At 37.7% G+C, this 26807-nt stretch carries 22 protein-coding genes and 2 tRNA genes; 13 read left to right on the top strand and 11 right to left on the bottom strand.

Annotated features, from left to right (window positions below):
- Positions 1–488: 488 nt before the first annotated feature.
- Positions 489–1076, top strand: coding sequence for a TetR/AcrR family transcriptional regulator (locus tag D0T53_RS10560; RefSeq protein ID WP_163267665.1), 588 nt, complete (start codon positions 489–491; stop codon positions 1074–1076).
- 45 nt (positions 1077–1121) lie between these two features.
- Positions 1122–1868 carry a 3-oxoacyl-[acyl-carrier-protein] reductase gene (gene fabG, locus D0T53_RS10555; protein ID WP_163267663.1) on the top strand — a complete coding sequence of 249 codons (747 nt, stop codon included), beginning with the start codon at positions 1122–1124 and terminating at the stop codon, positions 1866–1868.
- An 85-nt stretch (positions 1869–1953) separates the two neighbouring features.
- Here the strand turns inward: fabG and D0T53_RS10550 are convergent, their stop codons facing one another.
- From D0T53_RS10550 to aspS, 5 genes are all read right to left on the bottom strand, one after another.
- Complete coding sequence (locus D0T53_RS10550; RefSeq protein ID WP_163267661.1) at positions 1954–3399, bottom strand: DUF5723 family protein; 1446 nt, start codon at positions 3397–3399, stop codon at positions 1954–1956.
- Positions 3400–3423: 24 nt separating this feature from the next.
- Complete coding sequence (locus D0T53_RS10545; RefSeq protein ID WP_163267659.1) at positions 3424–4032, bottom strand: hypothetical protein; 609 nt, start codon at positions 4030–4032, stop codon at positions 3424–3426.
- A gap of 347 nt (positions 4033–4379) precedes the next feature.
- Positions 4380–4453: transfer RNA gene (locus D0T53_RS10540), tRNA-Arg, on the bottom strand.
- Positions 4454–4517: 64 nt separating this feature from the next.
- Positions 4518–5993, bottom strand: coding sequence for an ATP-binding cassette domain-containing protein (locus tag D0T53_RS10535; RefSeq protein WP_163267657.1), 1476 nt, complete (start codon positions 5991–5993; stop codon positions 4518–4520).
- A gap of 100 nt (positions 5994–6093) precedes the next feature.
- Positions 6094–7851: an aspartate--tRNA ligase gene (gene aspS, locus D0T53_RS10530; RefSeq protein ID WP_163267768.1), complete on the bottom strand. Its 1758-nt coding sequence runs from the start codon at positions 7849–7851 to the stop codon at positions 6094–6096.
- 165 nt (positions 7852–8016) lie between these two features.
- On the opposite strand from aspS, the gene D0T53_RS10525 reads away from it, so the two are divergent.
- The 5 genes from D0T53_RS10525 to D0T53_RS10505 all read left to right on the top strand — a co-directional run bounded on the left by D0T53_RS10525 (position 8017) and on the right by D0T53_RS10505 (position 10501).
- Positions 8017–8091: transfer RNA gene (locus D0T53_RS10525), tRNA-Pro, on the top strand.
- A gap of 214 nt (positions 8092–8305) precedes the next feature.
- A complete protein-coding gene (locus D0T53_RS10520) occupies positions 8306–8620 on the top strand; it encodes a metal-sulfur cluster assembly factor (RefSeq protein WP_221411529.1) in 315 nt (104 codons plus the stop codon).
- 4 nt (positions 8621–8624) lie between these two features.
- Positions 8625–9440 (top strand): UDP-2,3-diacylglucosamine diphosphatase, encoded by an 816-nt coding sequence (locus D0T53_RS10515; RefSeq protein WP_163267766.1) that lies wholly within the window; start codon positions 8625–8627, stop codon positions 9438–9440.
- Between the two features lie 33 nt (positions 9441–9473).
- Entirely contained in the window at positions 9474–9812 is a 339-nt protein-coding gene (locus D0T53_RS10510) for a CidA/LrgA family protein (RefSeq protein WP_185152996.1), read from the top strand.
- Entirely contained in the window at positions 9809–10501 is a 693-nt protein-coding gene (locus tag D0T53_RS10505; protein WP_163267653.1) for an LrgB family protein, read from the top strand. Before D0T53_RS10510 ends, D0T53_RS10505 begins: the two co-directional genes overlap by 4 nt.
- On the opposite strand, the gene D0T53_RS10500 is transcribed toward D0T53_RS10505, so the two are convergent.
- The 6 genes from D0T53_RS10500 to D0T53_RS10475 all read right to left on the bottom strand — a co-directional run bounded on the left by D0T53_RS10500 (position 10483) and on the right by D0T53_RS10475 (position 20025).
- Entirely contained in the window at positions 10483–11655 is a 1173-nt protein-coding gene (locus D0T53_RS10500) for a glycosyltransferase (protein WP_163267651.1), read from the bottom strand. The genes D0T53_RS10505 and D0T53_RS10500 overlap by 19 nt on opposite strands.
- Before the next feature lie 81 nt (positions 11656–11736).
- Positions 11737–12906 (bottom strand): diaminopimelate decarboxylase, encoded by a 1170-nt coding sequence (gene lysA, locus D0T53_RS10495; RefSeq protein ID WP_163267649.1) that lies wholly within the window; start codon positions 12904–12906, stop codon positions 11737–11739.
- A 33-nt stretch (positions 12907–12939) separates the two neighbouring features.
- Positions 12940–14247 carry an aspartate kinase gene (locus D0T53_RS10490; protein ID WP_163267647.1) on the bottom strand — a complete coding sequence of 436 codons (1308 nt, stop codon included), beginning with the start codon at positions 14245–14247 and terminating at the stop codon, positions 12940–12942.
- 95 nt (positions 14248–14342) lie between these two features.
- A complete protein-coding gene (locus D0T53_RS10485; protein WP_163267645.1) occupies positions 14343–15725 on the bottom strand; it encodes an efflux transporter outer membrane subunit in 1383 nt (460 codons plus the stop codon).
- Positions 15722–18859 carry an efflux RND transporter permease subunit gene (locus D0T53_RS10480; protein ID WP_163267643.1) on the bottom strand — a complete coding sequence of 1046 codons (3138 nt, stop codon included), beginning with the start codon at positions 18857–18859 and terminating at the stop codon, positions 15722–15724. The genes D0T53_RS10485 and D0T53_RS10480 overlap by 4 nt, the downstream gene beginning before the upstream one ends.
- Entirely contained in the window at positions 18856–20025 is a 1170-nt protein-coding gene (locus D0T53_RS10475) for an efflux RND transporter periplasmic adaptor subunit (RefSeq protein WP_163267641.1), read from the bottom strand. The genes D0T53_RS10480 and D0T53_RS10475 overlap by 4 nt, the downstream gene beginning before the upstream one ends.
- A gap of 212 nt (positions 20026–20237) precedes the next feature.
- Here D0T53_RS10475 and D0T53_RS10470 point away from each other — a divergent pair, with 212 nt between their 5' ends.
- The 6 genes from D0T53_RS10470 (at position 20238) to D0T53_RS10445 (ending at position 26659) form a co-directional block, all read left to right on the top strand.
- A complete protein-coding gene (locus D0T53_RS10470) occupies positions 20238–22517 on the top strand; it encodes a TonB-dependent receptor (protein WP_185152995.1) in 2280 nt (759 codons plus the stop codon).
- A 242-nt stretch (positions 22518–22759) separates the two neighbouring features.
- Positions 22760–23725 carry a polyprenyl synthetase family protein gene (locus D0T53_RS10465; protein WP_370457820.1) on the top strand — a complete coding sequence of 322 codons (966 nt, stop codon included), beginning with the start codon at positions 22760–22762 and terminating at the stop codon, positions 23723–23725.
- Positions 23726–23731: 6 nt separating this feature from the next.
- Complete coding sequence (locus tag D0T53_RS10460) at positions 23732–24508, top strand: TatD family hydrolase (RefSeq protein ID WP_163267637.1); 777 nt, start codon at positions 23732–23734, stop codon at positions 24506–24508.
- A gap of 24 nt (positions 24509–24532) precedes the next feature.
- On the top strand, positions 24533–25825 hold the full coding sequence (locus D0T53_RS10455) for an O-acetylhomoserine aminocarboxypropyltransferase/cysteine synthase family protein (RefSeq protein WP_163267635.1): 1293 nt from the start codon (positions 24533–24535) through the stop codon (positions 25823–25825).
- Positions 25826–25960: 135 nt separating this feature from the next.
- Entirely contained in the window at positions 25961–26137 is a 177-nt protein-coding gene (locus D0T53_RS10450; RefSeq protein ID WP_163267633.1) for a histone H1, read from the top strand.
- Between the two features lie 81 nt (positions 26138–26218).
- On the top strand, positions 26219–26659 hold the full coding sequence (locus D0T53_RS10445; protein ID WP_163267631.1) for a GNAT family N-acetyltransferase: 441 nt from the start codon (positions 26219–26221) through the stop codon (positions 26657–26659).
- Positions 26660–26807 lie beyond the last annotated feature (148 nt).

Below are 26807 nucleotides of genomic sequence, written 5' to 3'. Positions count from 1 at the left end.
TTATAAATAATGCAAATCGGTAACCGAAATTTATCTATATATCGACTGCTGTTCGTAACGAGTTTTGGTTTGTAATAAACGACAAACAATATTTACACAAAACAGTCAGGTATGTCAGGTTTTGTAATTTATAAACCTTTTGATATATTGCGAATGGCATAAAATTCTATTAACATAGAATTTATAGTGTGTATACGTATAGGGCTACGAAGTTAAGATCGTTTTCAAGAAATGCTTTGCGAAAAAGTTACCCTACCAAGGAGATACAGAGGGGCTGGCAATGTATAATTTCAAAAAATGTAAAAACTGTCAGATGTGTCAGGTTTTAGGCAAAATGTACAATGCATGGTATCGAAGTTACAACTTAATTCTATTTTGATAGAATATATGTGTGAGCTTATGGATAAAAAACGCTGATTACTTATTGTACTTAGTTATATTTGTATTATTTTTGCACACTAATTAAAACAATGTGCAATATCTAACATATGGCTATCTCCAAGACCCGAAACATGCTTATTGAAGTTGCCCGCCAACTTTTTGCTAAACTTGGGGTAGAAAACACTACCATGAACGATATTGCGATAGCTTCTCATAAGGGTCGACGCACATTATATACTTATTTTAACAATAAAAACGAGGTTTATCAGGCTGTAATCGAGTCGGAACTCGAGAATATGTATAAAGATTTGCAGACCGTGCTTTCTAAAAAATTACCGGCCGACGAAAAGCTTATGCTTTTTTTCTATATCCGTCTCGATGCCGTAAAAAAAGTAGTATTCAGAAACGGAACCCTTAGAGCCGATTTTTTTAGAGATATATGGAGGGTACAAACGGCACGTAAAGCCTTTGATAAAAAAGAAATAGAAGTTTTGAAGCAAATACTTCAGGATGGAGTTAACGAAGGTATACTGGAAATGCCTGATATAGGCCTTACGGCAGAAATACTCCATCATGCTTTGCGTGGTCTCGAAATTCCCTATATCAGGGGGCAAATAGATCCATTAAATTCGGATAGTAGGAGGTACGAGAATATTTCGTCTCTTATATTTCATGGTATTAAAGTAAAAAGATAGATTAAACAATATCAGAAAGTTAATTAATCATTTAAAAGACAGATTATGAAATTACTTGAAGGCAAAACTGCCATCGTTACAGGAGCCGCTCGCGGTATAGGTAAAGCTATTGCTTTGAAATTTGCAGAACAAGGAGCAAATATTGCTTTTACCGATTTAGCTATTGACGATAACGCAAAACAAACAGAAAAAGAATTAGCTGCTTTGGGTGTAAAGGTTAAAGGATATGCATCTAATGCTGCTGATTTTGAAGATACACATAAGGTTGTTGACGAAATTATTAAAGATTTCGAAAGAGTAGATATATTAGTTAATAATGCCGGAATTACCCGCGATGGCCTTATGGCACGTATGAGCGAACAACAATGGGATATGGTTATTAATGTAAATTTAAAATCGGCATTTAACTTTATTCATGCTCTAACTCCTGTGATGATGAGACAAAAATCGGGAAACATTATAAATATGAGTTCGGTTGTTGGTCTTACAGGAAATGCTAGTCAGGCAAATTATTCAGCATCGAAAGCTGGAATGATTGGTCTTGCAAAATCAATAGCAAAAGAATTAGGATCGAGAGGTGTACGTGCAAACTGCATTTGCCCCGGGTTTATAATCACAGAAATGACAGGCGTTTTGTCTGACGAAGTTAAAAAGAAATGGGCAGAACAAATTCCATTGAAACGTGGTGGTACTCCCGAAGATGTTGCAAACGCAGCTCTTTTCCTTGCTTCTGATTTATCTTCTTATATTTCGGGCGAAGTTATTTCGGTAACAGGCGGAATGAATATGTAATAAAATCGAGACACATATATAATAATAAACAGAGGCTGCTTTGTAAAAAGCAGCCTCTGTTTTATCTACCATAGATATTCCTTATTTACATAGGAACACTAAATCCAAACTGCACGTTCATTGCTTTTGTTGTTGTTGGTATCCATTCGGGCGAAACATTTGGTATAATGTAGTCTCCTGCCACGAAAAAATTCACACCCTTCGATGGTGTCAGGTACATTGCAAATCCAACAGTGTTAAAGTCACTATGTAAGAACGAATAGCTTAATGTTGTTGCTAACCACGATTTAGGACGATAATTTCCCGATATTGTAAGTTCGCTAACATTATAGTAATTGCCAAATCTTAAAGAATAAAGTAATCCGGCCGACAGGCGATTATCAAAAAACGAGTATTCGGCACCCATATTCATTGTCGTTCTTAACGATGTTGAACGTCCTTTTCTTTTACCTTCCTCCAAATTTATGGCTTGTTCTAAGTCATCCATTACATCATCAAAAACGTCTTCTAACGATGAAGATCCGTCTGTATGTATTGTATAGTCTCCGGGCTCAATAACAACTTCTTCTCCTGTCGAGGCTAAATGTGTAGAGTTTTTCTTGGTCCACGATATAAAGCCCATATCGGTAAAAGCTAACGACACTTTCAGGTTGCTTAATACATTACCCATGGTTCCGTCAATTGTCCCGGCTAATTTACCGAAGTCGTAAACTCCTCCTATATCGAATCCGAGACCGTAACCAGAGAACGAAGTCCAATCATCGAAATCAAATCCGTCTATTTGGTTTATAGGCTCGCGACCTTCCCTCTCTTTTTCTTTAAATTTAGGTTTTACACCCGGAGCCGATCCTTGCAGCTTTACATTTGATCTGGCTCTCCAAATATCACTACCTGCTGTTAATTCAACCTTTTCAGCATTTAAATCAAAATTGGCAATACCACCAAGAAGTTTTGTCCGTAACCCTAACATCAAGCTATTGTCGAGAAAAGGACGTGAATACGAGACCCCAAGTTCTAAATATGAGTTTGCCGTAGCATTCAAATCTTCAATAACATAGGTTTGTTCTATATCCTGAGCAAAACCTTCTTTCATCAATCTAAAGAAAGATTTAGGTATATTGACATCGGTTTGAACTTTTACCCCTAAGTTTATGTTCCAAAAAGCATCTTTTTTGTAAAAACCCATCGAAAATATATCGTAACCAACGTTTGTCGACAGGTAGTTTTTGTCTGATACATTTTTCATAAACTCGCCATTTGTTACATCAGAATGCATGAAAGTAACACGTTCGCCATTCTTCTTGAATGTGAGATTCTCGAGATTAAAAGTGTTTGTCTTATAATCGACACCTATACCCGACAAAAAAGGAACCCCTATATAACTGCTGTTTGGCCTTAATGCAGGATTTAGATTTGTTCGTACATGAGACGACTCGATAAAATAATTATTACTAGCAGTTTGGGCTTGAGCAACTGTTATCGAAAATGCACCAATACCTAAACATGCTATGATAAAATATATAGATTTCATATTGTTAATCGTTGAATTAAAGGTTTAGAAGTCGAAATGTATTCCACCCGATTTTAGTTTAATATCTTTGATGAAAACAAAGTCGTTATAAGTTAAATGGATTCTTTCGGCACTCAATATAAATATGATATTTATATCTTTTGCATTTTGCATCAACCCGAAATATTGACGAGGAAATATCATTTTAAAACCCTGATCTTTGCCATACTCCAGATATTGATTCGGAATTTTCACAGCATCAATAACATAACCACTTTCGTCTACAACTTCAAATTTTACCTCAATATTCAATCCTGAGTCTTCAGTTAATATTTTAACATCAGCTGTTCCTTCAAACACTACATTTTCTTTAGCATTTTCATTAAAGAATTTATCTATAATATCCTTGGTGAAGATATTGGGTAGAATTTCTTTTTTAGCTACCTTCATCTCCTCAAGAGGTATTTCTATTGGAGGAATAGGTATTTCAGGTAGTGTTTCTATCCAAATAGTGTCGATGTTTCCAAAAGGAACAGTCGGAATCTTAAAATGGGAATCAGTGTTTATGTCGTCAATATCATAATCGCTATCGATACATGACAACATAATAATTCCAGCCAGTGCACAGAGTGCATACTTGAAATGTTTTCGCATAAATTATTACTTTTTGATATAAACTAATTTGATTTTCTAAATATGAGTGCTTCTCTATTGGTTCTTGACATCTAAAGGCAACTGTCTCAAAAAAACGTCTCATTATATTGTGCAAAAATATATAATATTTTACATATATTAATATTTGTAGTGCATTAATCGCACAACACAAGTTTTTATATTGCTAATAATCTTAGTATTTAATTTACTAATGAGTTGAGCCATAATTGCGGATCAGTGAAAAACCTTCTAAAAATTCGTAAATTTTTCGTTGATCCAAGGAGGTTTTTGATTCTAAAACATAAGAAAAGCGACTACATTTAAAGTAATCGCTTTTCTTAATCTTGTGATCCCGACAGGATTCAAACCTGTAACCTTCTGATCCGTAGTCAGATGCTCTATTCAGTTGAGCTACGGAACCTCGCTTTTGCGTGTGCAAAGATAAGTCACTTTTCTTTTTTATGCAAGAGTTTTCTGATATAAATTTAGTTTTTTTTATCGTTATTTTGGTACTTATTCAAAACCAGCCGTTTATCTACCACGCTTGGTATCTCGTTTTCGTAATGGGTTACGTATATTAGCGATTTTGTTTCGTTACAGAACTCTTCGATTATCTGTTTTACCCTTATTTTATTACCAACATCTAAACCGTGCAGAGGTTCGTCAAGAATTAAAAGGCTTGGATTTTTCACAAACACACGAGCTAATAAAACCAATCGTTGCTCCCCTGTAGATACATTCAGAAAAGAAGTGTTTTTAAGATAGCTTATCCCGAATATATCCATCCATTTTTCAGCTTCAAATATCTGTTCGGAATTGCATTTTCGGTACAGTCCAATTGTATCGAAAAAGCCCGAAGCAACGATCTCAATACACCGCACATTCTTTAAATAATACAGGTGCATTTCAGGCGAAATATATCCTATATGTTTTTTTATATCCCAAATGCTTTCGCCCGAACCTCGTTTTCTGTCAAACAATGTAATGTCGTTGGCATAGGCTTGTGGGTTGTCTCCTGAAACAAGGCTGAGTAATGTTGACTTTCCCGACCCGTTTTCGCCAAGTAGGGCCCACTTTTCTCCTCGTTTTACAGTCCAGTTCACATCGTTTAAAATAGTTCGGTTACCATATTTTATATGGATTTTCTTGAACATCAAAGCATTTTCGAATATTGAATTATTAGTATCCGCTTCTGCTAGTCCGTTTATATTTAGATTGCTGATTGATGGAAAAATCTCGGATACTTGTTGTTCATTGCTGAAGAATTCATTTTTAGTACAGGCTTTTCCTATGCGCTTCTCTTTGATTGGCAATACATGTGTTATTAAATCAGGAATATCGTTTGGGTTGGATAAAACCAATACAAGTTGGAGGTCTTCGAATTCGACAAGGTTTTTAAATATCGCATTAAGTACTGCTCGCGATTTATTGTCAAGCCCGATAAAAGGATTGTCGAGAATAAGTATCTTGGGACGGTTTATTAAAGCCCGTACGATTAAAAACTTGCGTAGTTCGCCACTCGACAAAAGGTTTATTTCTTTATCCAACAGGTCTTCAATCGAGAACGATTCTATCAGTAAATCAAGTCGGCTTTTATCAATGCCTTTCCCAAACATATCCCTCACTAAGGGAACTTGGTGTACATCTCCCGCATTCCATCGTTGCTGATAGTAACTATTTTGTAGGTCAGACATACTGTATATGTCTCGGAAAGCCATACTTTTCACAACAGTAGAAATACTTTGATTGTGCCCTGTTTCATCCTTACAATTAATAATTCCCGATTTTAAAGCATATTTACCTGTTAGCAAATCGATAAGAAGTGTTTTCCCTGCCCCATTAGGCCCTATTATAGCCCAATGCTCATCCTTCTTTATTGTCCAGTTTACAGCCTTTGCAAATGCGATATCGTTTAGTCTGGGAATAGCATTTTCTATCTGTATTATGTAAGAGTCTTCCATTGTAATCAGAATTGCAATCGATTAATTGTGTGTAAAAACTAAAGACGCCTTCCAAATATAATGGATGACGTCTTTCTCTGTATTATTTATATAAAAAAGGTCAGTCCTTCTTTATATCTATTTTCAAACATAATTCGTCCAACTGTTCCTGTTCTATTACTGAAGGTGCATCTGTCATAACATCTCTTCCCGAATTGTTTTTAGGAAACGCTATGCAATCGCGAATAGAGTCGAGTCCTGCGAAAAGCGAAACAAGTCGATCGAGTCCAAAAGCAAGACCGGCATGAGGAGGTGCTCCATATTTGAAAGCATTCATTAGGAAACCAAACTGGGCTTGCGCTTTTTCTTCGGTAAAGCCAAGAACTTTAAACATTTTTTTCTGAAGGTCGCTGTTGTATATACGTAGCGACCCGCCACCTACTTCTACGCCATTTATAACCATGTCGTATGCGCTGGCTCTGACTGTTTCGGGTGCGGTTTCTAGTTTTTCAATATCTTCGGGCACAGGACTGGTGAACGGGTGGTGTTTGGCAAAGAAACGACCCAATTCTTCGTCTTTTTCCAACAGCGGGAAGTCGACTACCCAAAGACAACTAAATACATTTTTATCTTTCAGGTTTAAACGTTCGCCCATTTCCAAACGTAATTCGCATAACTGTTTCTGAGCTTTTTCGGTTTCGCCACATATAATAAGTATAAGGTCGCCTTCTTTTGCATCACAACGTTCAGCCCATTTAGCCAGATCTTCCTGGTTGTAAAATTTGTCGACCGAAGATTTATATACTCCTCCATTTTCGCATTTTACATATACTAATCCTTTCGCTCCGATTTGAGGACGTTTTACAAAATTAGTAAGTTCGTCCAGTTGCTTGCGGGTGTATTCGGCACAGCCTTTTGCACAGATAGCTCCAACATATTCCGAACTGTCGAATACAACGAAATCTTTATTGGTAGTCAGGTCTTTTATTTCAACCAGTTTCATTTCGAAGCGAGTATCGGGTTTATCAGAACCATAATACTTCATAGCATCGGCATAGGTCATACGGGGAAAATCCGAAACTTCGATGCCTTTTATATTTTTGAAAAGGTATTTCGTCAAGCCTTCAAAAGTTTGCAGTACGTCCTCCTGATTAACAAAAGACATTTCGCAGTCTATTTGCGTAAATTCGGGTTGTCTGTCGGCTCTCAAATCTTCGTCCCTAAAGCATTTTACGATCTGGAAGTAACGGTCGAATCCCGAAACCATAAGTAATTGCTTAAATAATTGTGGCGATTGCGGCAAAGCATAAAATTCGCCGGGATTCATGCGCGACGGTACAACAAAATCGCGTGCTCCTTCGGGTGTAGAACCAACAAGAATAGGGGTTTCAACCTCAAGAAAATTAAGTTTGTCTAAATAGCTTCGGGTTTCGAATGCTATTTTGTGGCGTAATTCAAGGTTGCTGCGTACTGAATTTCTGCGCAAATCGAGATAACGGTATTTCATGCGAATGTCGTCGCCTCCGTCAGTTTCATCTTCAATAGTAAAAGGCGGAACTTCCGAAGTATTGAGGACTTTTATAGCAGAAGGTACTATCTCTATATCGCCCGTAGGTATATTTTTATTTTTACTCGAACGCTCCTGAACCATACCTGTTATCTGGATAACCCACTCACGTCCAAGTTTATTTCCTTCTTCGTACAAATCGGCGTTTTGGTCTTTATAAAAAGCAAGTTGGGTAATTCCATAACGGTCGCGTATATCGACAAAAGTTATTCCACCTCCCAGCTTGCGGGATTTTTGTACCCAGCCGGCCAACGTTACTTCTTTTCCTGCATCGGCAATTGTTAGTTCGCCACAAGTATGATCTCTAAACATATTATTTGGTTCTAGTATAGTTTCAATCATGATTTATCGGATACAAAAGTATTGATTTTATTGTATGGTTGCAGGTTATATTGATAAAATATTTATTTTTTTGCAGAAAAATTTTGTTCGTAAAAAAATAGTCGTACCTTTGCATCGCATTTGAGAAATCAAGCACGGGATGTAGCGCAGTCCGGTTAGCGCACCTGCTTTGGGAGCAGGGGGTCCCAGGTTCGAATCCTGGTATCCCGACAATTGAAAAAGAGACACTTACAGAGATGTAAGTGTTTTTTGTTTTTATATATATTTGAATGTAAAATGCAATGGTTTTTTTAGTAAATTTGTACAAACTTTTACTCGGAACGAACTTGGATGTTTACACATTGTTTACATTCTAAGTTTAAACAGATAAATGCTTAGACATTTGTATGAGTTAAAAGTTTTTCAAAGTAATATACGTTGTATTATGGCTGATTTATTGAAAATTGAAGAAGATATAGTACGTATGCTGAAAACGGTATACGACCCTGAGATCCCCGTAAATATATACGACTTGGGACTGATTTACAATGTAGATGTTAACGAAGATCAGAATGTAGAGATAACAATGACCTTAACAGCTCCTAATTGTCCCGCTGCTGATTTTATTCTCGAAGATGTAAGGTTAAAGGTTGAATCCATTGAGGATGTAAAAAATGTAATCGTTCATCTCACATTCGAACCCGAATGGAGTAAGGATATGATGAGCGAAGAAGCAAAACTGGAGTTAGGTTTTTTATAAGAAAATTGTGACAAAAAAGAAAGTTTATTTTTTATCCGATACCCATTTAGGTTCGGTTTCGCATAAAAAAGAAGAAGAAGGGTTGCATCTCACAGCATCGGCCCCCTCCTCCCCTAAAAACAATTTGTTTTTCGAACACGAAATTGAACGTAAGTTGTGCCGTTGGTTTGACTCTATCAAACACGATGCTTCAGCAATATATATGTTGGGCGACATATTCGATTACTGGTTCGAATATAAAAATGTAGTTCCCCGTGGATTTACCCGTTTTTTAGGTAAAATAAGCGAACTAACAGATATGGGAATCGAAGTGCATTTTTTTATAGGAAACCACGATATATGGGTAACCGATTACCTCAGTTCGGAGTGTGGAATGATAGTTCATACCGAACCTTTGGTGCGCGAAATATACGGTAAAAAATTCTTTATGGCTCACGGCGATGGCTTGGGCGACGATTCAAAATCGTTCAAAATACTTCGTAAGATATTCCACAGCAAACTATGCCGAAAGTTATTTGCAAACATCCACCCCAGATGGGCTGTTGGTTTTGCACACAAGTGGTCTAACCATAGTAGGGAAACAGGAGGAGTTATAGACTACCAGGGCGAAGACAAAGAACATCTTATACAATTCTCAAAAAAACATTTACAAGTAGCACCTAATATAAATTTCTTCATATTCGGACACAGGCACATTTTACTCGACCTGATGTTAAGCCAAACCGCAAGAATACTTATTCTAGGAGATTGGATCACATTATTTTCGTATGCCGTATTCGATGGCAAAGAAATGAGGTTAGAGTTATTTGAACAAGAATAATATCAATAATATTTAGGCTATTGGGCTATGAAAATGGTAAAAGGCATTTTTATCATCCTCCTTTTTTATTTTATCGGAGAATGTGTAAGCTATCTGATAGAAGGATTTGTTCCGGGCAGCATTATTGGCATGCTCCTACTATTTGCTTCGTTATATTTAAAAGTCGTATCGCCTATAAATGTTGAAGGTGTAGCAAATGCCTTTACAAAAAACATGGCTATATTCTTTATTCCTGCCGGAGCCGGACTTATATCTTCATTCGGAATACTGAGCAAATTCTGGACTGCAATTATTGTTGTATGTTCGGTCAGTACAGTATTAGTTATAGCCGTGGTTGCCCTTGTTCAACAAAAAATGGAACATAAAAAATGAAGGCATTATTCGAAAGGCAAGAATTTATACTACTTCTTATATTCGGCAGCTATTTGTTCGGTCAATGGATATTCAAGAAAACCCGTATTGGCTTGCTTCATCCTCTTGTTATAGCAATCGCTATTATTATAGGTTTTCTGAAGATTAGCGGAGTAAGTTACGAAACGTTTGAACAAGGCAGTCAGTTTGTTTCGTTCATGTTAGGACCTTCCGTTGTAGCTTTAGGGTACGTGTTATACGAACAAATGTCGTATCTGAAAGGGAATGTAATTTCCATCCTTACCTCAATATTCGTAGGAAGCTTAACAGGTATCATAAGCGTTATAACACTAGCCAAATTAATGGGAGCCGACGAAGCCCTTATTCTTTCTCTGGAACCAAAATCGGTAACAACTCCAATAGCCATGAGCATTGCCGAGCAATCGGGAGGAATTCCTTCTTTAACAGCTATAATTGTTGTATTCTGTGGTATATTTGGCGGTATAGTGGGGCCTTATATACTAAAACTGTTAAGGATAGAAAGTCAGGTAGCCAAAGGCTTGGCTATGGGAGCATCGGCCCACGGAGTAGGTACAGCCAAAGCTATGGAAATGGGAATGATAGAAGGCGCATTAAGCGGTTTAGCCATCGGTTTGATGGGGGTAATGACTGCCTTGCTTATTCCGTTCGTTCACCGGATATTATCCTGACTACCTTTCGACAGCCTGAACTTCAGATTGTATAAAGGCTGCAATATATCGACTATAATAAAAGAGAAAATAAACCTGCCTGCACGAAAATACCTAGCCGGTTTGTTTAACAATATTATTTTAAGCATTAGTTGCAGAACGAAAATAAAGCAACAAATGCCTAAAACTCCCCAATTTTCGGTGTATACCGTATATGCAACCGACAACGGAAACAACAGATACGATAGTAAACGGGTAGCTGTTTCAATTGAAAATACCTTAGGAGCAAACTTAAAGTTTCTGAACGATCGTTTTACCTTAGCCTGAAACAACCTCAACCTTTCCCAATGCGATACACTAACCAGTTGTGTTGTTACAAAACTATCTTCCGATAAAGCCACCACAGTATTATCAGCAGTCATTATATGATTAAGGAATACACCTTCGCTATGCTCGTAATTCAGGAAATTTGAAAAACCTTTATTATTAAAAAACAACTCGCGCCTAAATGCTACGTTCTGAGAAACACCTGTATAAGGTTTACGCCGTATGGCTAACGATAAATACTGCAAACTAAAAAGTAAATGATCGAAGCGTGCTATACGTTCGAAAAAACGTTTTGTCTTTTCGAAAAAGCAATATCCCAATACCACCTGTTTATCTTCGGTCATATCTTGCATCATGCTTTTTATCCACTTATCGCCTACCGGAACCGAATTAGCCTCAGTAAACAACAGTACATCCTTTTTTGCTGCCTTAATACCTATAGTTAATGCCATTTTTTTTCGTAACGAATCTTTTTCAGCCCGTTGTGGTAAAAATGTATGGTACAAATGTTTATAACTATTCTGTAAATATTTAAGTAAAGTATCGGTTTCTTCCGTAAACCCGTTATTAACTACAATAACCTCATAATCGGGGTAATCTTGATTTAATACAACAGGCAACAAAACCTCTAATTTATCCGACTCCTCTTTCGCTGTTATAATAACAGATACCGATGGATATTTTCTATTCGCATCGTCTAACGCATCAGCACCCTTCAAGCTCTGTTTCAACGGTTTACGATAGTAGAAGATATAGAAAAACAGCTGTATGAGTAAAAACAGGAATAATAGCGAGATTATTACAAATTCTATCGGTCCGAACTTAAAAAATAAGATAAATTGTTCCATTATATTCTTTATATTATAACAACATGAAAGTCAAGAACTTTCAGGTTCCTGACTTTCTACGATATACTTTTCGTCAGAAGTTTATTCTTCTGCCTGCAATTTGTTCGAGAAATAAGCTTTTGGTATATCCCTCAAATTATATTGCGATGCCATTATTTCGCCATATGCACCAGCCGAACGTAAAGCAATTAAATCTCCACGTTTACATTCGTTTAAAGAATAATCTTTTACAAACGTATCCGACGACTCGCAAATAGGACCAACAACATCGTATTTTTGCTCAGGTAAATTTGATGAAATATTTTCAACTTTATGATACGCCTGATATAAAGCAGGACGAATAAGATCGGTCATTCCTGTATCAAGAATAGCAAATTGCTTGCTCTCGCCATGCTTAATATAAGTAACCCTTGCTATAAGCGAACCACATTGAGCAACGATAGAACGACCTAACTCGAAATGGAGCTTTTGCTTATTTTTAAGTTGCAGATTCTGATTGAAAATTGCAAAATATCCGGCAAAATCGGGAATCGGATTTGCATTAGGGTCGTCATAATCAATCCCTAATCCGCCACCAACATTAATATCGGTAAGGTCAAAACCTTCTTTCTCGAAAAAGGTTTGCAATTCGTTTACTTTTTCACAAAGTGGTTTAAAAGTTTCCACCTCGGTTATTTGCGAACCTATATGGAAATGTATCCCGATAAGGTCTACATATTGAAGCTCCTTAAGTACCTTTACTACATTCGGTAACGACGATAAACTAAACCCGAACTTATTTTCGTTCAATCCCGTTGTTATATATTCGTGGGTGTGTGCATCTACATTAGGATTTATTCGTAATGCTACTTTTGTGCGCTTATTCTTTTTCCCCGATAGTTCGTTTATTACTTCCAGCTCGGGCAACGATTCTACATTGAAGCAGAAAATATCGTAATCCAGAGCAAGGTTTATTTCTTTATCGGTTTTTCCTACACCTGCAAAAACAACTTTACTTGCCGGAAAACCTGCGTTTATAGCAGCTTTTACTTCATTTCCGCTAACACAATCGGCCCCAAATCCGGCTGCTGCTATAGTTGCTAATATTGTACGATTAGCGTTTGCTTTTACTGCATAATGTTGGCTGTAACCATATTTTGATGTTTCGGTTTTTACTATATCGAGTGTTTTTTTCAATAATTCGATATCGTAATAATAAAACGGTGTTTCAATTTTATCTAGTTTATCTACCGGAAAAATTCCTTTAGTCATAAAAATTTATTGTTTGTTATAATATTTGGTTGATTAAAATAAATTATCGTTCAATGTTTTAAGCGTCTTGGTCTTATCATCTTTTTTGATAAGAAAAGAAAAGTTGTAATCACTTCCCCCATACGAAATCATACATACCGGAAGATCTTTTATTGCATTCATTACCTTCGTTTTGGTTTGTGTATTCTTCCACTCCATGTCTCCGATAACGCTTACCAATGTCATATTGGTATTTACCGATACCGATCCGTATTTTTTCAAATCGTCAATAATATTTCCCAGATTCCGCGAATTATCAATTGTAATAGAAATTCCAACCTCCGAACTGGTTAACATATCGATAGAGGTTTCGTGATGTTCGAACACCTCAAAAACACGACGTAAAAAGCCATGGGCAAGAAGCATTCTCCCCGATTTTATTGTTATGGCAGTAATATCATCTTTTGCGGCAACAGCTTTTATTATACCTTTCTCGGCATCGAACGAAATAAGAGTGCCATCCGATTCGGGTGTCATCACACTAAGAATCCTTACCGGAATATTAGCTAATTTTGCAGGAAGAATACTTGTTGGATGTAATATTTTATCGCCAAAGTAAGCCAATTCTGCAGCCTCGTCGAAGCTTAAATCTTTTATGGTTTTAGCCTTACTTACTACCGACGAGTCAATATTCTTCAACTCTTCAACATCTGTCCAAATCTGAATTTCATCGGCATCAATAGCTGCACCGGTCAGAGTTGCCGAATAATCGTTTCCCCCTTTTCTGAAATCATCTATCTCGCCATAAATATTTTTACAAATATATCCCTGAGTAATATATAAATCGGCAGCCTTGTCTTTAACCAAAGCTGTTAGTTTTTCTTTTATAAAATCGGTATCAGGTTCATGATTTTTATCAATCAGCATAAAATCGAGTGCTGACAACTCTACCGAATTCAACCCTCTTTCCTGTGTATATAAATAAAACAAATGACTGCTTATAAGCTCTCCTTGAGCTAAAATTATTTTTTCCTCGAACAGTGTGAAAAGATTTTTACCGAAGGAGCGTATATAATCTATTTTCGAATTAATAAGTTCAATTGCCGCAACAACCGACTTTTCATTTGCAAACAAACTGTTTACTATAGCCATCAGTTCTTTTTGCAATTTGGTTATAGTTTCGTTTGCAGCTTCCTGATTCTTTTTGTACAAATAATCCGAAATATCTTCAAGCAACACAGTTATGCCGGGCATAGCAGGAACAATAACAATATTTTTTTTGTTTTGTGCAGCAATATTAGCTACAAACTTCAATCGCTCGGTAGTTGCGATCGACTTTCCGCCAAACTTTAATACTTTCATGTTATAAAGATATTAATGGATATGTAATGTTTACAAAATTACAATTTTTTGTCGTACCTGATTATAATTTAATCAATAATATTAGGCGAATTACTTCATTTCTCTAAACCTCCGCCTAAAGCTTTGTAAAGAGCAACCATCGACAGCAGTTCGTTCAAAACCGCGTTATTCAACGATACCTGTGCATCAAACAACTGTCGTTGAGCATCGAGCACGTCCAAGTAACTGATAAATCCATTTACATATTGTATCCTTGCCAAATTCTGATACGATTTAGCAGACCTATAAACAGCCTCTTGAGAATGGTGTATCTCCTTTGCTTTTCGAAAAGCAATAATTGCCCCATTCACTTCTCCGAAAACATTCAAAATTGTTTTCTCATAATTATATACCTCCTGTTCGTAAGCAGCTTTTGCAGCATTATGCTTTGCTTTATTTTTTCCCATATTGAAAATAGGTCCTGTAACCGCACCCGAAACCAACCATGCAGGACTTTTCAGTAAATCTGTCAGTTCCGAATTTTCCACACCATATTCTCCTGTCAGTTTTATCGACGGAAACATTTCGGTAAAAGCAACTCCTACATTCGCATTCGCCTGAATTAATTGCTGTTCGGCCTGACGCACATCGGGACGACGTTCGAGCAAAGCCGAAGGAAGATCTACCGGCAAATATTCGGGAATATATTGCCTGCTTAATACTTCACCCCTCCTAATATAACGGGGAAACTCGCCCAGCAAAACAGACAGGTCATTCTCTTTAAGTTTAATACTCTGTTCCAATTCCGGAACATGAGTTTCGGCCTTAGCCAGCTCAAGAAGGCTTTGACGATAAGGTATTTCAGATGTCATACCTCCATCGTACCTGATTTTTGCAAAATGAACTTCTTCCTTTCGCGAATCGAGTGTTTGCCGTACTATCTCCAACTCCTGATCTAGAGCTTTTAATTCGAAATACGTTTGAGCAACTTGCGCTATTATAGTTAATCGTAAAGCCTTGCGAGCCTCTACCGACTGCATATAAGCAGCAATTCCCGCATCGTTAGCCCACCTTAACTTTCCCCAAATATCAAGTTCCCAACCTACCGACAATTTACCATGTATCTCTGTTGTATACGAATCGCTGTTCCCTCCATAATTAGTATACTCTCTTTCGTATGGCAACACATCCAACCCAAGCTCGGGAAACATTCCGGCAAATGTAATGCGCTTATTTGCTATCATTTCCTTTATGCGGGCAGTAGCAATAAGTACGTCTTTATTGTGTTCCAAGGCTTTGTCTATTAAACTACACAATACTGTATCGCCATACAAAGTACTCCACCCTATATCGGCTACCGAAGCCGTATCGGCAGATAATTCGTCAAAAGTATGAGGCATATTAACTTCGGGGCGATGGTACTTACTTCCCACTTTACAAGAAGACACCCCCATAATGCAAAGCAAGCACACTGCCAATATATATTTGAGTTTTATCATTTTCTCCTCCTTGTTTTTTTCAGTATATCCTTAAAACTAAAATCGGGTATACGAAATCTGTTTTTTACTTTATATATCATTACAAAAAAGAACGGAACCATTATAATCCCTATAGAAGTAGCGGCAATCATCCCGAAAAATACTCCTGTACCTATCGAATGACGACTTACGGCACCGGGTCCCGAAGCTAAAACCATAGGCAACATACCCAATATAAATGCTAAAGAAGTCATCAAAATAGGGCGAAAACGCAACTTTGCCGCATTAATTGCTGCATTCACAGGATCGGCACCTTCATCAACCTGAATTTTAGCAAATTCTACTATCAATATACCATTTTTAGCTGCCAAACCGATAAGCGTAACCAAGCCTATCTGAAAATAAATATCATTATCGAGCCCCAGAACAAAAATGCCTAAATATGCTCCTAAAGCAGCCACGGGTAACGATAGCAATACAGCTATAGGAACAGTCCAGCTTTCGTACTGGGCGGCAAGAAACAGGAAGACAAACAACAATACAAGAGTAAATATCAAGCCTGTTTGTCCGCTGGCTGTTTTTTCCTGATACGATAATCCACTCCATGCAATATCTATATTCTCAGGCATATACTTATTTTTCAAACTCTCAACCGCAGACATTACCTGCCCCGAACTATATCCGTGAGAAGGAGATGCCTGCATAGAGGCAGATGTGTACATGTTAAACCTCGCTATATTTCCGGGGCCCGTAGTGTAGCTGGCTTCGCCTAACGACGAAAGAGGGACCATAGCTCCGCTCGAAGTTTTCACGTAAAACAGATTTATGTCGTCAGCCGATGTTCTGTATTGTTCATCGGCCTGAATATATACTTTATATATGCGGTTAAACATATTGAAATCGTTCACATAAACCGAACCCAGATAAGCCTTCATTGTTGAGAATATATCGGTCATAGGTACACCCAGCAACATAGCCTTATCTCTGTCTACATCGAAATAAAGTTGGGGTATCTCCGATTGCAAAGATGTTGACACACTTGCTATGCTTTTTTCCTGAGAGGCATAATACATAAAAGTATCAACGGCCGTAACCAAATCGTCCCATGTGGCTGTTGAACGGGCTTGAAGTTTAAACTCAACACCACCCGCCGAACCAAGCCCCGGAACGGCTGACGGACGGCTTATATATGCTTTTATCTGAGGATAGTTATAAAATTCGTTCTGAGCATCCCTTATTATTTCATCAACACTTTTACTTCTTTTATTCCAAGGCTTTAATATAACTGTTAACGTAGCGCGACTCTGATTACTCCCTACCCTTGGGCTCGATCCTGTTACATTTTGTACATATTCTACAGCTTCTTGTTTATTAAAATAGGCAATCGCCCGTTCTGTCGCAGGTCGGATGCGTTCAAGCGTAGTTCCTTCGGGCATTTCCAATTCTACCGTGAAATAACCCTGATCTTCCTGAGGAATAAATGCAGTCGGCACAACTCTGTTTAGCACAAATATAAATACCAGTACCATACCAAACCCAGCCAAAATACGACGAGGATTGCGTATAGCTTTTTGTAATACGCCTGTGTACTTCTGATTTCCTTTAGCGAGCCACGAATTTATTTTTGTAAAAACCTTGCCCTTCTTTTCGTCGGAAGGACGAAGCAACAAAGCGCACATTGCCGGACTCAGCGTTATTGCCACAATAGCCGAAATTATAACAGAAACAGCTATTGTTATCGAAAACTGTCTGTACAAAGACCCTGTAATTCCGGGTAATAAACTCACAGGAATAAATACTGCAACCAATACCAGAGCTGTAGCTATAAGAGCTCCTACAAGCTCCTTCATTGCCAGATGTGTTGCCGAACGTGCTCCCATGTTTTTCTCACGCATAATACGTTCTACATTCTCTACCACAACAATAGCATCGTCAACCACAATACCAATAGCCAGAACCAACCCTAGAAGAGTCAGCATATTAAGGGAGAATCCCATAATAAGCATAAAGCCAAAAGTTCCGATCAACGATATAGGTACAGCAATTATAGGAATAATGGCGGCTCTCCAGTTTTGCAGCGAAAAAAACACAACCAATATCACTAAGATCAATGCTTCGAACAATGTTTTGTATACCTCGTGAATCGATTCATTTATATAATTTGTAGAGTCGAACGGAATTAAAAAGCTAACACCTTCGGGAAAATCACGCTCTATTTCGTTCATAGCCGCTTTCACTTCGTCGGCCACCGCAATGGCATTAGCTCCGGGCAAAAGATAAACGCTCAATACGGTTGCGTTTCCTCCATCCAAACCACTTTCGGTATTATACGACGAAGCCTCTAACGATACACGCGCAACATCGCGTATACGGATAAAAGACCCGTCGTTATTTGCCCTTACTACTATATCTTCAAATTCGTCGACAGTAGATAACCGCCCTCTGGTTATAATGGGTACAGTTATATCAACATTATCCATCGGCTGCTTACCTAGCTCTCCTGCTGCCGACTCCCTGTTCTGATCCTTAAGAGCATTCTGCAAGTCCTTCACTGTAAGGCCAAAACTTGCCATCCTGTCAGGATATACCCAAATTTGCATACCATAATAACGGCTGCCTATGTTCGACACACGCCCAATACCGGGAATACGGCGAATAACATCCATTACATTTATTGTAGCGTAATTACTCAAATATATTTCATCGAATTTAGGATCGTCCGACACCAACGCTATTGTCATCAACTGACCCGGTGTTTGCTTCTCGACCGATATACCATTCTGCACAACTTCGACAGGCAAACGGGATTCGGCTAATTTTACCCGGTTTTGTATTTCTACCGCTGCAAAATCGGGATTAGTGTTTACATCGAAAGTGACGGTAATAGACAATCCACCCGAATTTGAGCTGGTCGACTCCATATATATCATTCCGGGAGTACCATTCAATTCCTGTTCAATTGGCGTTGCCACAGCCTGCGAAACCGTAGTAGCACTTGCTCCGGAATAAGATGCACTGATTTTCACAACAGGTGGTGTTATTTGCGGATATTGTTCTATCGGGAGTAAAAACAAACCTATTACCCCAACTATAACAATAACTAACGACAAGACTGTGGAGAAAACAGGCCTATCTATAAAAAAAGCTGTTTTCATTTTTGTCCCTCCTTTTTTTGATTCTCTTTTTCCTGAGCCTCTACTTTCAGTTCTTCATCCCGTGTGCGAGGTATAACTTTCTGACCTTGTGTAAGCTTCTGAAACCCTTCGGTTACAATTTTTTCGGCAACCGATAGTCCTCTTACTACAACTATATTGTTGTTATGCTCTGCTCCTACTTCAACAAAACGTTTTTCGGCAATACTATCGGGACGTATTACATATATAAAAGCTCCGCCTTTTTCTATCGATATTGCTTTACGGGGAACTATTATTACATTCTCCATCATATCGAGCATTAATTTAACCCGTGTGTACTGACCGGGGAGCAAAATCTGATTCGGATTCGGGATAGTAGCACTAACACCAAAAGTTCCTGTATGTGGGTCGACTTGCGGGTCGGCGAAATCAACTATACCCTTCTCGGCATATACCGAGTTGTCGGCTAGTGTTATAGTTACCGTTGGTTGCCACGACCGTGTAGTATCAAGTTCTCCTAAATGTACATTCCGTCGTTGGCTTCGCAAATAATCGAGAGCTGAAAGTTTAAAGCTAACGCCCACCGTATCGCTTTTTACTACTGTTGCCAATAACGAAGAACCCGAACCTCCTACCAAAGTTCCGATATCGCCATAATTAGCACTGATATATCCCGATAAAGGAGAACTTACAACCGTATAGCTCAATTGCAACTCGGTTTGTGCCAAGTCGGCTTTACTCATCGACACTGTTGCTTTAGCTACGTTTAAGGCGGCCTCTGCATTGTCTAAATCCAAACGGCTCACAGCATTTTGCTCATACAAGGGGCGTAATCTTTCCAAATCGCGCCTTGCTTTTGTTTCTACAGCCTCGTCTTTCAATAACTGAGCCTTTGCTTTCTCTACCCTTGCTTTATAAGGTGCATTGTTTATATAAAAGAGCGGTTGTCCGGCTGCAATTCTTTTTCCATTCTGAAATGTCACCTTTTCTAAAAAGCCCTCTACACGCGCATGTATTTCTACCTTCCCCGACGGTTCTATTAAACCTACATAATTGCTATATATTTCAAAATCGCCTGTTGCTACATTTTCGACTTCTACAATAGGCAATGCAGCTTCATGTTTTTCACATGAGCTTAAAAGAAAAACACACAAGTAAAGTATAAATATAAATCTGTATTTCTTCATATTAGAAAATATATAATAATTGCGTAAGACATTATCTATACTAAAAATAACACATTTGTTAAATAAATGTTCTGGATTAATCTTTCTAAAAAGAATTTAAAATTCCGATACCTACATTTAGGTATTATTTGAGAAACATTTACCCTGTTTTAGCGATTTCAGCTTTAACTCATTACACATATTTTTGTGCCTGCTAAAAAAAACTACTAATAATGATTCACAAATTATTTCTATCACTAATGCTTTTACTGCCACTGTCGGTATCAGCCAACAGCCTTGTTATAAAAGGGCATATTATAGATTCCAAAACAGGCGAACACCTGCCTTATGTTTCGGTTGGTATAAAAAACACTACAATTGGGGCGTCGAGCGACGAAACAGGGCATTTTCTCATCAAGAACCTAAAACCGGGTACTTATGTGTTACGTTTCAATACTGTAGGGTATAATTCGCAGGAAGAAACCATCGAATTAAACAGTAATAACACATCGGAGTTTCACTTTATGATGAAACCTTCTAATCTCGACTTAAACGAAGTTGTAGTTACTGCTAACCGTAACGAAACATTAAGACGCGAAGCTTCAGTTATTGTAGGAATTGTTGACCAGAAAATGTTCGAGACAACAAACTCGGTTAATCTGGCACAGGGATTAAATTTTCAGTCGGGATTACGTGTCGAAAATAACTGTCAGAACTGCGGGTTTCAGCAAGTACGTATAAACGGACTAGAAGGCCCTTACTCTCAGATACTAATAGACAGCAAACCAATATTCAGCTCGCTAGCAGGAGTTTACGGCATAGAACAAATACCTGCAAACATGATAGACAGAGTTGAAGTTGTACGAGGCGGAGGTTCGGCTCTGTTCGGGTCGAACGCTATTGGCGGAACAATTAATATTATAACCAAAGAAGCACAGCAAAACTCGTTTTCCGTATCAAATACCTTCTCGTTAATAGATGGCGATACACCCGATAATGTTGTAAATATGAATACCAGCCTGATTACTAAAGACCAAAAGGCGGGTATATATATGTTCGGAATGATTCGCGACCGCAAAGAGTGGGATGCCAATGGCGACGACTTCTCCGAACTTGGACGCTTAAATACCGAAACTTTTGGATTTCGCAGTTATTTTAAACCCGACAATTTCAGCAAGATAACTTTAGAATATCATCGAATAAACGAATACCGTCGTGGAGGCGATAGCATAGATAAACCACCACATCAGGTTGAAGTTGCCGAAATGGCACGCCATAATATAAATGGCGGAGGCGTCAGCTATCAGAAATTTAGCCGCGATTACAAACATAGCTTCAATATATATACTTCGCTCCAAAATGTAAAGCGTGATACATATTATGGCGCCGGTTATAATGACGATGCTTACGGAAATACCGACAATATAACAGTATCAAGCGGTACTCAATATTCATACCGTTTCGATAAACTTTGGTTTATGCCATCTCAAATTACTACAGGATTCGAATTTAATTACGACAACCTGCACGACGAGATGTTAGGCTACGGTAGAAATTTAAAACAAATTACCCGTATATATGGAGGATACATTCAAAACGAATGGAAAAACGAAATGTTTACTATTCTATTAGGAGCCCGTTTAGACAAACATAACCTGATTGACGATGCTATATTCAGTCCTCGCGTAAATTTTCGTTATGCACCAATAGATGGACTTAACCTTCGGACAAGTTATGCAGCAGGATATCGTGCCCCTCAAACATTCGACGAAGATTTGCACATTACAGCAGTAAACGGAGGAGTTACTTTTATTGAAAATGCCAAAGGTTTGAAACCTGAATATTCGCACAGTGTGAATTTAAGTGCCGATTACACATTTCAAGTAGGTAGCTGGGGATTTAATATTCTGGCCGACGGATTCTATACGCTTCTCGACGATGTATTTGTTTTAGACAAAATTGGAACTGATAGCGAAGGAAACCTGATAAAAGAACGACGGAATGGCGACGGAGCCACTGTAAAAGGCATAAACCTTGAGTTAAAGGTAATTCCTGCCAATTGGATACAACTTCAGTCGGGTTTCACAGTTCAAAGCAGCAAATACAAAGTTGAAGAAAGTTGGGATGAAGAAAACGATGAAGCTACTACACGAAAAATGCTGCGCACACCCGATTATTACGGTTATTTTACATCTACAATCAAACCCGTTAAACCATTCTCAATATCTTTATCGGGAACATATACAGGAAAAATGTACGTTCCACACTTTGCCGGATATATTGAGGAAAGCGTGTTGAAACATACTCCCGATTTCTTCGACCTCTCAGCTAAATTTGCTTACGATTTCAAATTATATAATAGTATAAACATGCAAGTTTATGCCGGTATGCAAAATATATTCAATAGTTTTCAGGACGATTTTGACAGAGGGATGGATCGTGATGCCGGATATGTGTATGGTCCCGGATTACCCCGTACTTTTTATGTAGGAATAAAACTCGGACAATTTTAATAGCCAATTACATCTGAATATTTTATAGTTTAAGCGGGCATTTTCTGTACAAAAACAGAGATGTCCGCTTTCAACTTATAAAGCATTTATTTATCTATACAATAAAGTAAATAGCCAAAAAGCCATTAACAATAAACATATATCCGAAAAATGTAAATTTCTGTCAGGTTTGTCAGGTTTTTTGATATATAAAATACTTACCTTTGCTAACGAGTCTAACAAAAAGAAATAAACGCAAAATGTTGTACAAATTTCAAGAAACTCTCGATATTATAAATCGAAGAATAGAAGAACTAGTTTTTACGGAAAAGCCTAAATCGTTATTCGACCCTATTACTTACATTTTAGATTTAGGAGGTAAAAGAGTGCGTCCTGCATTAAGTCTGATGGCGTATAACCTGTATAAAAGCAATTTTGAAGAAGTTCTGCCTGCTGCTATCGCAATAGAAGTATATCATAACTTTACTTTGCTTCATGACGATTTGATGGACAAGGCCGATATGCGAAGAGGTAAAGACACTGTTCATATAAAATGGGACGATAACACAGCTATACTATCGGGCGACGCAATGCTTATCGAGTCGTATAAAGAATTAGCGAAGGTAGACAAAAAAGTTTTACCCGAAGTATTGAATTTGTTTACTCAAACAACATTAGAGGTTTGTTGTGGCCAGCAATACGATATGGAATTCGAAAAACGAATTGATGTATCGGTTGACGAATATATAGAAATGATCCGCCTGAAAACGGCAGTTCTGTTGGCTTGCTCGTTAAAAGAAGGCGCTATTATAGCCGGAGCTTCGGACAAAGATGCACAATATTTATACGATTTTGGTATAAATATAGGTTTGGCATTTCAATTAATGGACGATTTGCTCGACGTATATGGTAATCCTGAAACTTTCGGGAAAAAGATAGGAGGCGATATTTTGTGCAATAAAAAAACATTCCTGTCAATCAATGTACTTTTAAGCGACAAAAAAGAAGAGCTGTTGAGTTGGTTCGACAAAGGCAGAGAAAACCCTCAGGAAAAAATTCAGGCTGTCAGATCTATTTATAACGGCTTAAACTTGAAAGAGATTTCCGAAAAACTTATTCACGAATATTATCGGAAAGGAATCGAATGCTTAGACAAAGTAGGCGTAGAAGATTCGAGAAAAGTTGAACTAAAAGCATTAGCCGAAAGTTTGCTATACCGCCAATCGTAAAAAGAAATGAAAATTATAGATACCCACACCCATATATTCCAACCCGATTTTGACGACGATATAAGTAATGTTATTGCCAGAGCCGGAGAAAAAGGTATCGTAAAAATTATTTTGCCCAATATTGATGTCGAAACAATAGAGCGCGTTAACGTTCTGGCAACAGAATATCCCGAAGTATGTTTACCTATGATGGGATTACACCCTACAAGCGTTACTTTGGACTGGAAAAAAGATTTGGAAAAGATAAAACAGCAGTTTTCGCAAAATAGTTATATCGGAGTTGGGGAAATAGGTCTCGATTTATATTGGGATAAATCGCTGATAGAAGAACAAAAAAAAGCTTTTGAAGAACAACTCAGGTGGAGTATCGAGTATAATTTACCTGTGTCTATTCACTCAAGAGACGCAATATCCGAAGTTATCAACTGTATAAATAACGTTGGCGCATCGAACCTTAGAGGCGTATTCCATAGCTTTGGAGGAAACGAAGGCGATTTGGCAGAGGTATTGAAACTCCACAACTTCTATATTGGAGTTAATGGTGTTGTTACGTTTAAGAACTCCGGACTATCTGCAATATTAAAATCTACCGATTTATCGCGTATTGTAGTAGAAACCGATGCACCTTATCTAGCTCCGGTTCCTAATCGGGGTAAACGCAACGAACCTTCTTATACAACATACGTTATAGATAAGTTGGCTGAAATTTATGAAATGCCACCCGAATATGTTGCTGATAAAACAACCCAAAATGCAAAAGAATTATTTAAAATAACAGATTGATAAACCATTAAAGAACATAAAACGGTGAAAAAAGATAAAAAGCATTTAGAAACAATATGCGTTCAGGCTGGCTGGACGCCTAAAAAAGGAGAACCACGAGTACTGCCCATTTACCAAAGTACAACATTTAAGTATGAAACCAGCGAGCAAATGGGGCGTCTTTTCGACCTCGAAGACAGTGGTTACTTCTACACACGTTTACAGAACCCAACAAACGATGCTGTTGCATCTAAAATAGCTCAATTAGAGGGTGGAGTTGCTGCAATGCTAACATCGTCGGGACAGGCGGCTACTTTTTATGCACTATTTAATATTTGTTCGGCAGGCGATCATTTTGTAAGCGCTTCGGCCATTTATGGCGGTACATACAATTTATTTGCCGTAACATTAAAAAAGCTGGGTATTGACGTTACTTTTGTCAATCAGGATGCTTCGGACGAAGAAATAGCTAAAGCATTTCAACCAAATACAAAGGCTTTGTTTGCCGAATCAATTTCGAATCCGGCAATGAATGTACTTGATATAGAAAAATTTGCCCGTATTGCACACAATCAGGGAGTTCCTTTAATAGTAGATAATACATTCCCTACCCCAATAAATTGTAACCCTTTCGATTGGGGCGCCGATATTATTATTCATTCCACTACCAAATATATGGACGGACACGCAACCAGTGTTGGAGGCGCTATTGTAGATAGTGGTAATTTCGATTGGGATGCTCAATCCGATAAATTCCCGGGATTAACCCAGCCCGATGAATCGTATCACGGATTAACATATACTAAATCATTCGGGAAAAACGCATATATAACAAAAGCAACAGTACAGTTGATGCGCGATTTAGGTTCCATACCCTCGCCTATGAATGCCTTTTTGCTGAATATAGGTCTCGAAACCCTACACCTGCGAGTTCCGCGCCATTGTGAAAATGCTCTGAAAGTTGCAGAATATTTACAATCGAGACCCGAAATAGCTTGGGTTAATTATCCCAAACTAAAAGGAAATAAATACTACGAACTTGCCGAAAAATATATGCCCAACGGCACATGCGGAGTTATGACCTTCGGGCTTAAAGGCGGGCGCGATGTTTCTGTACAGTTTATGGATAATCTTAAGCTGGTTGCCATAGTAACACATGTTGCCGATGCCCGTACATGCGTTTTACATCCGGCAAGCCATACGCATCGCCAATTGACCGACGAACAACTGGTAAGTGCCGGTGTTGCCCCCGATCTTATTCGTCTGTCGGTAGGAATCGAAAATGTAGACGATATCATTAAAGATATAGAGCAAGCAATCGATAATATGGCTATATAAGATAGTTTTTAGCTATAAAAGCGACTCAGATATAAAAAAAGTCACTATTTCGTTAAAATAAATCCAAAAAATTGTGGTATTATTAAAATCAAATTTATCTTTGTCAAAAATTATTTTCACTAAATACTTACAACTATGAAAGAATTATTAGCAAACTTGAACCAATTGATTACAGAATTTACTAAAGACGCAACTGCACAAGCTGAAAACGGAAACAAAGCTGCTGGAACTCGTGCCAGAAAAGCATCTTTAGCTATCGAAAAATCTTTGAAAGAATTCCGTAAAGTATCTATCGAAGATTCAAAAAAATAAATACAAATTTTTGTATTTGAAAGAGCGGAGTTGTTATAAACAGCCCCGCTTTTTTCGTCTATAACATTAGATATCAAATATATGTTAATAAAAAGCTATCGGAAGGAGTATAAAGAAACATTAGTGGGCATTCTGGAACAAAACATACCACAATTTTTTGACGAATCCGAAGTCAAAGATTTCGAATACTATCTCGATAATGAAATTGAGCAATATTTTGTTATTGAATATGAAAATAATATTATAGGTAGCGGAGGTATTAATTTCGAGAACGAGTATAAAACAGCCAAAATAAGTTGGGATTTTATCTCTCCAATATATCAGGGACAAGGATTCGGAAAGATGCTTTTGGATTACAGATTAAATATTCTAAAATCGATGAGTACTGTTGAGAATATTCTAGTTCGTACATCACAACATGCTTATTTGTTTTACGAAAAAAACGGATTTGTATTAATTGAAATTCAGAAAGACTATTGGGCACAAGGATTTGATATGTACAAAATGAAATATTCTCTTTAAACCTAATTTATAGACCTTATCCGCCTCTCAGTATGTCTTTCATTCATTGATTCAATTAGGTAACTATTAAACAGAACAAAGCCCCGTATTAAATAAATAATACGAGGCTTTATTATATAAGTGGCGGCTACCTACTCTCCCACCCAAA

Origin of the sequence: Dysgonomonas sp. 216 (assembly GCF_010501065.1) — a bacterium.
Classification (GTDB): domain Bacteria; phylum Bacteroidota; class Bacteroidia; order Bacteroidales; family Dysgonomonadaceae; genus QVMM01.
This window is presented reverse-complemented; position numbering and strand designations above follow the sequence as displayed.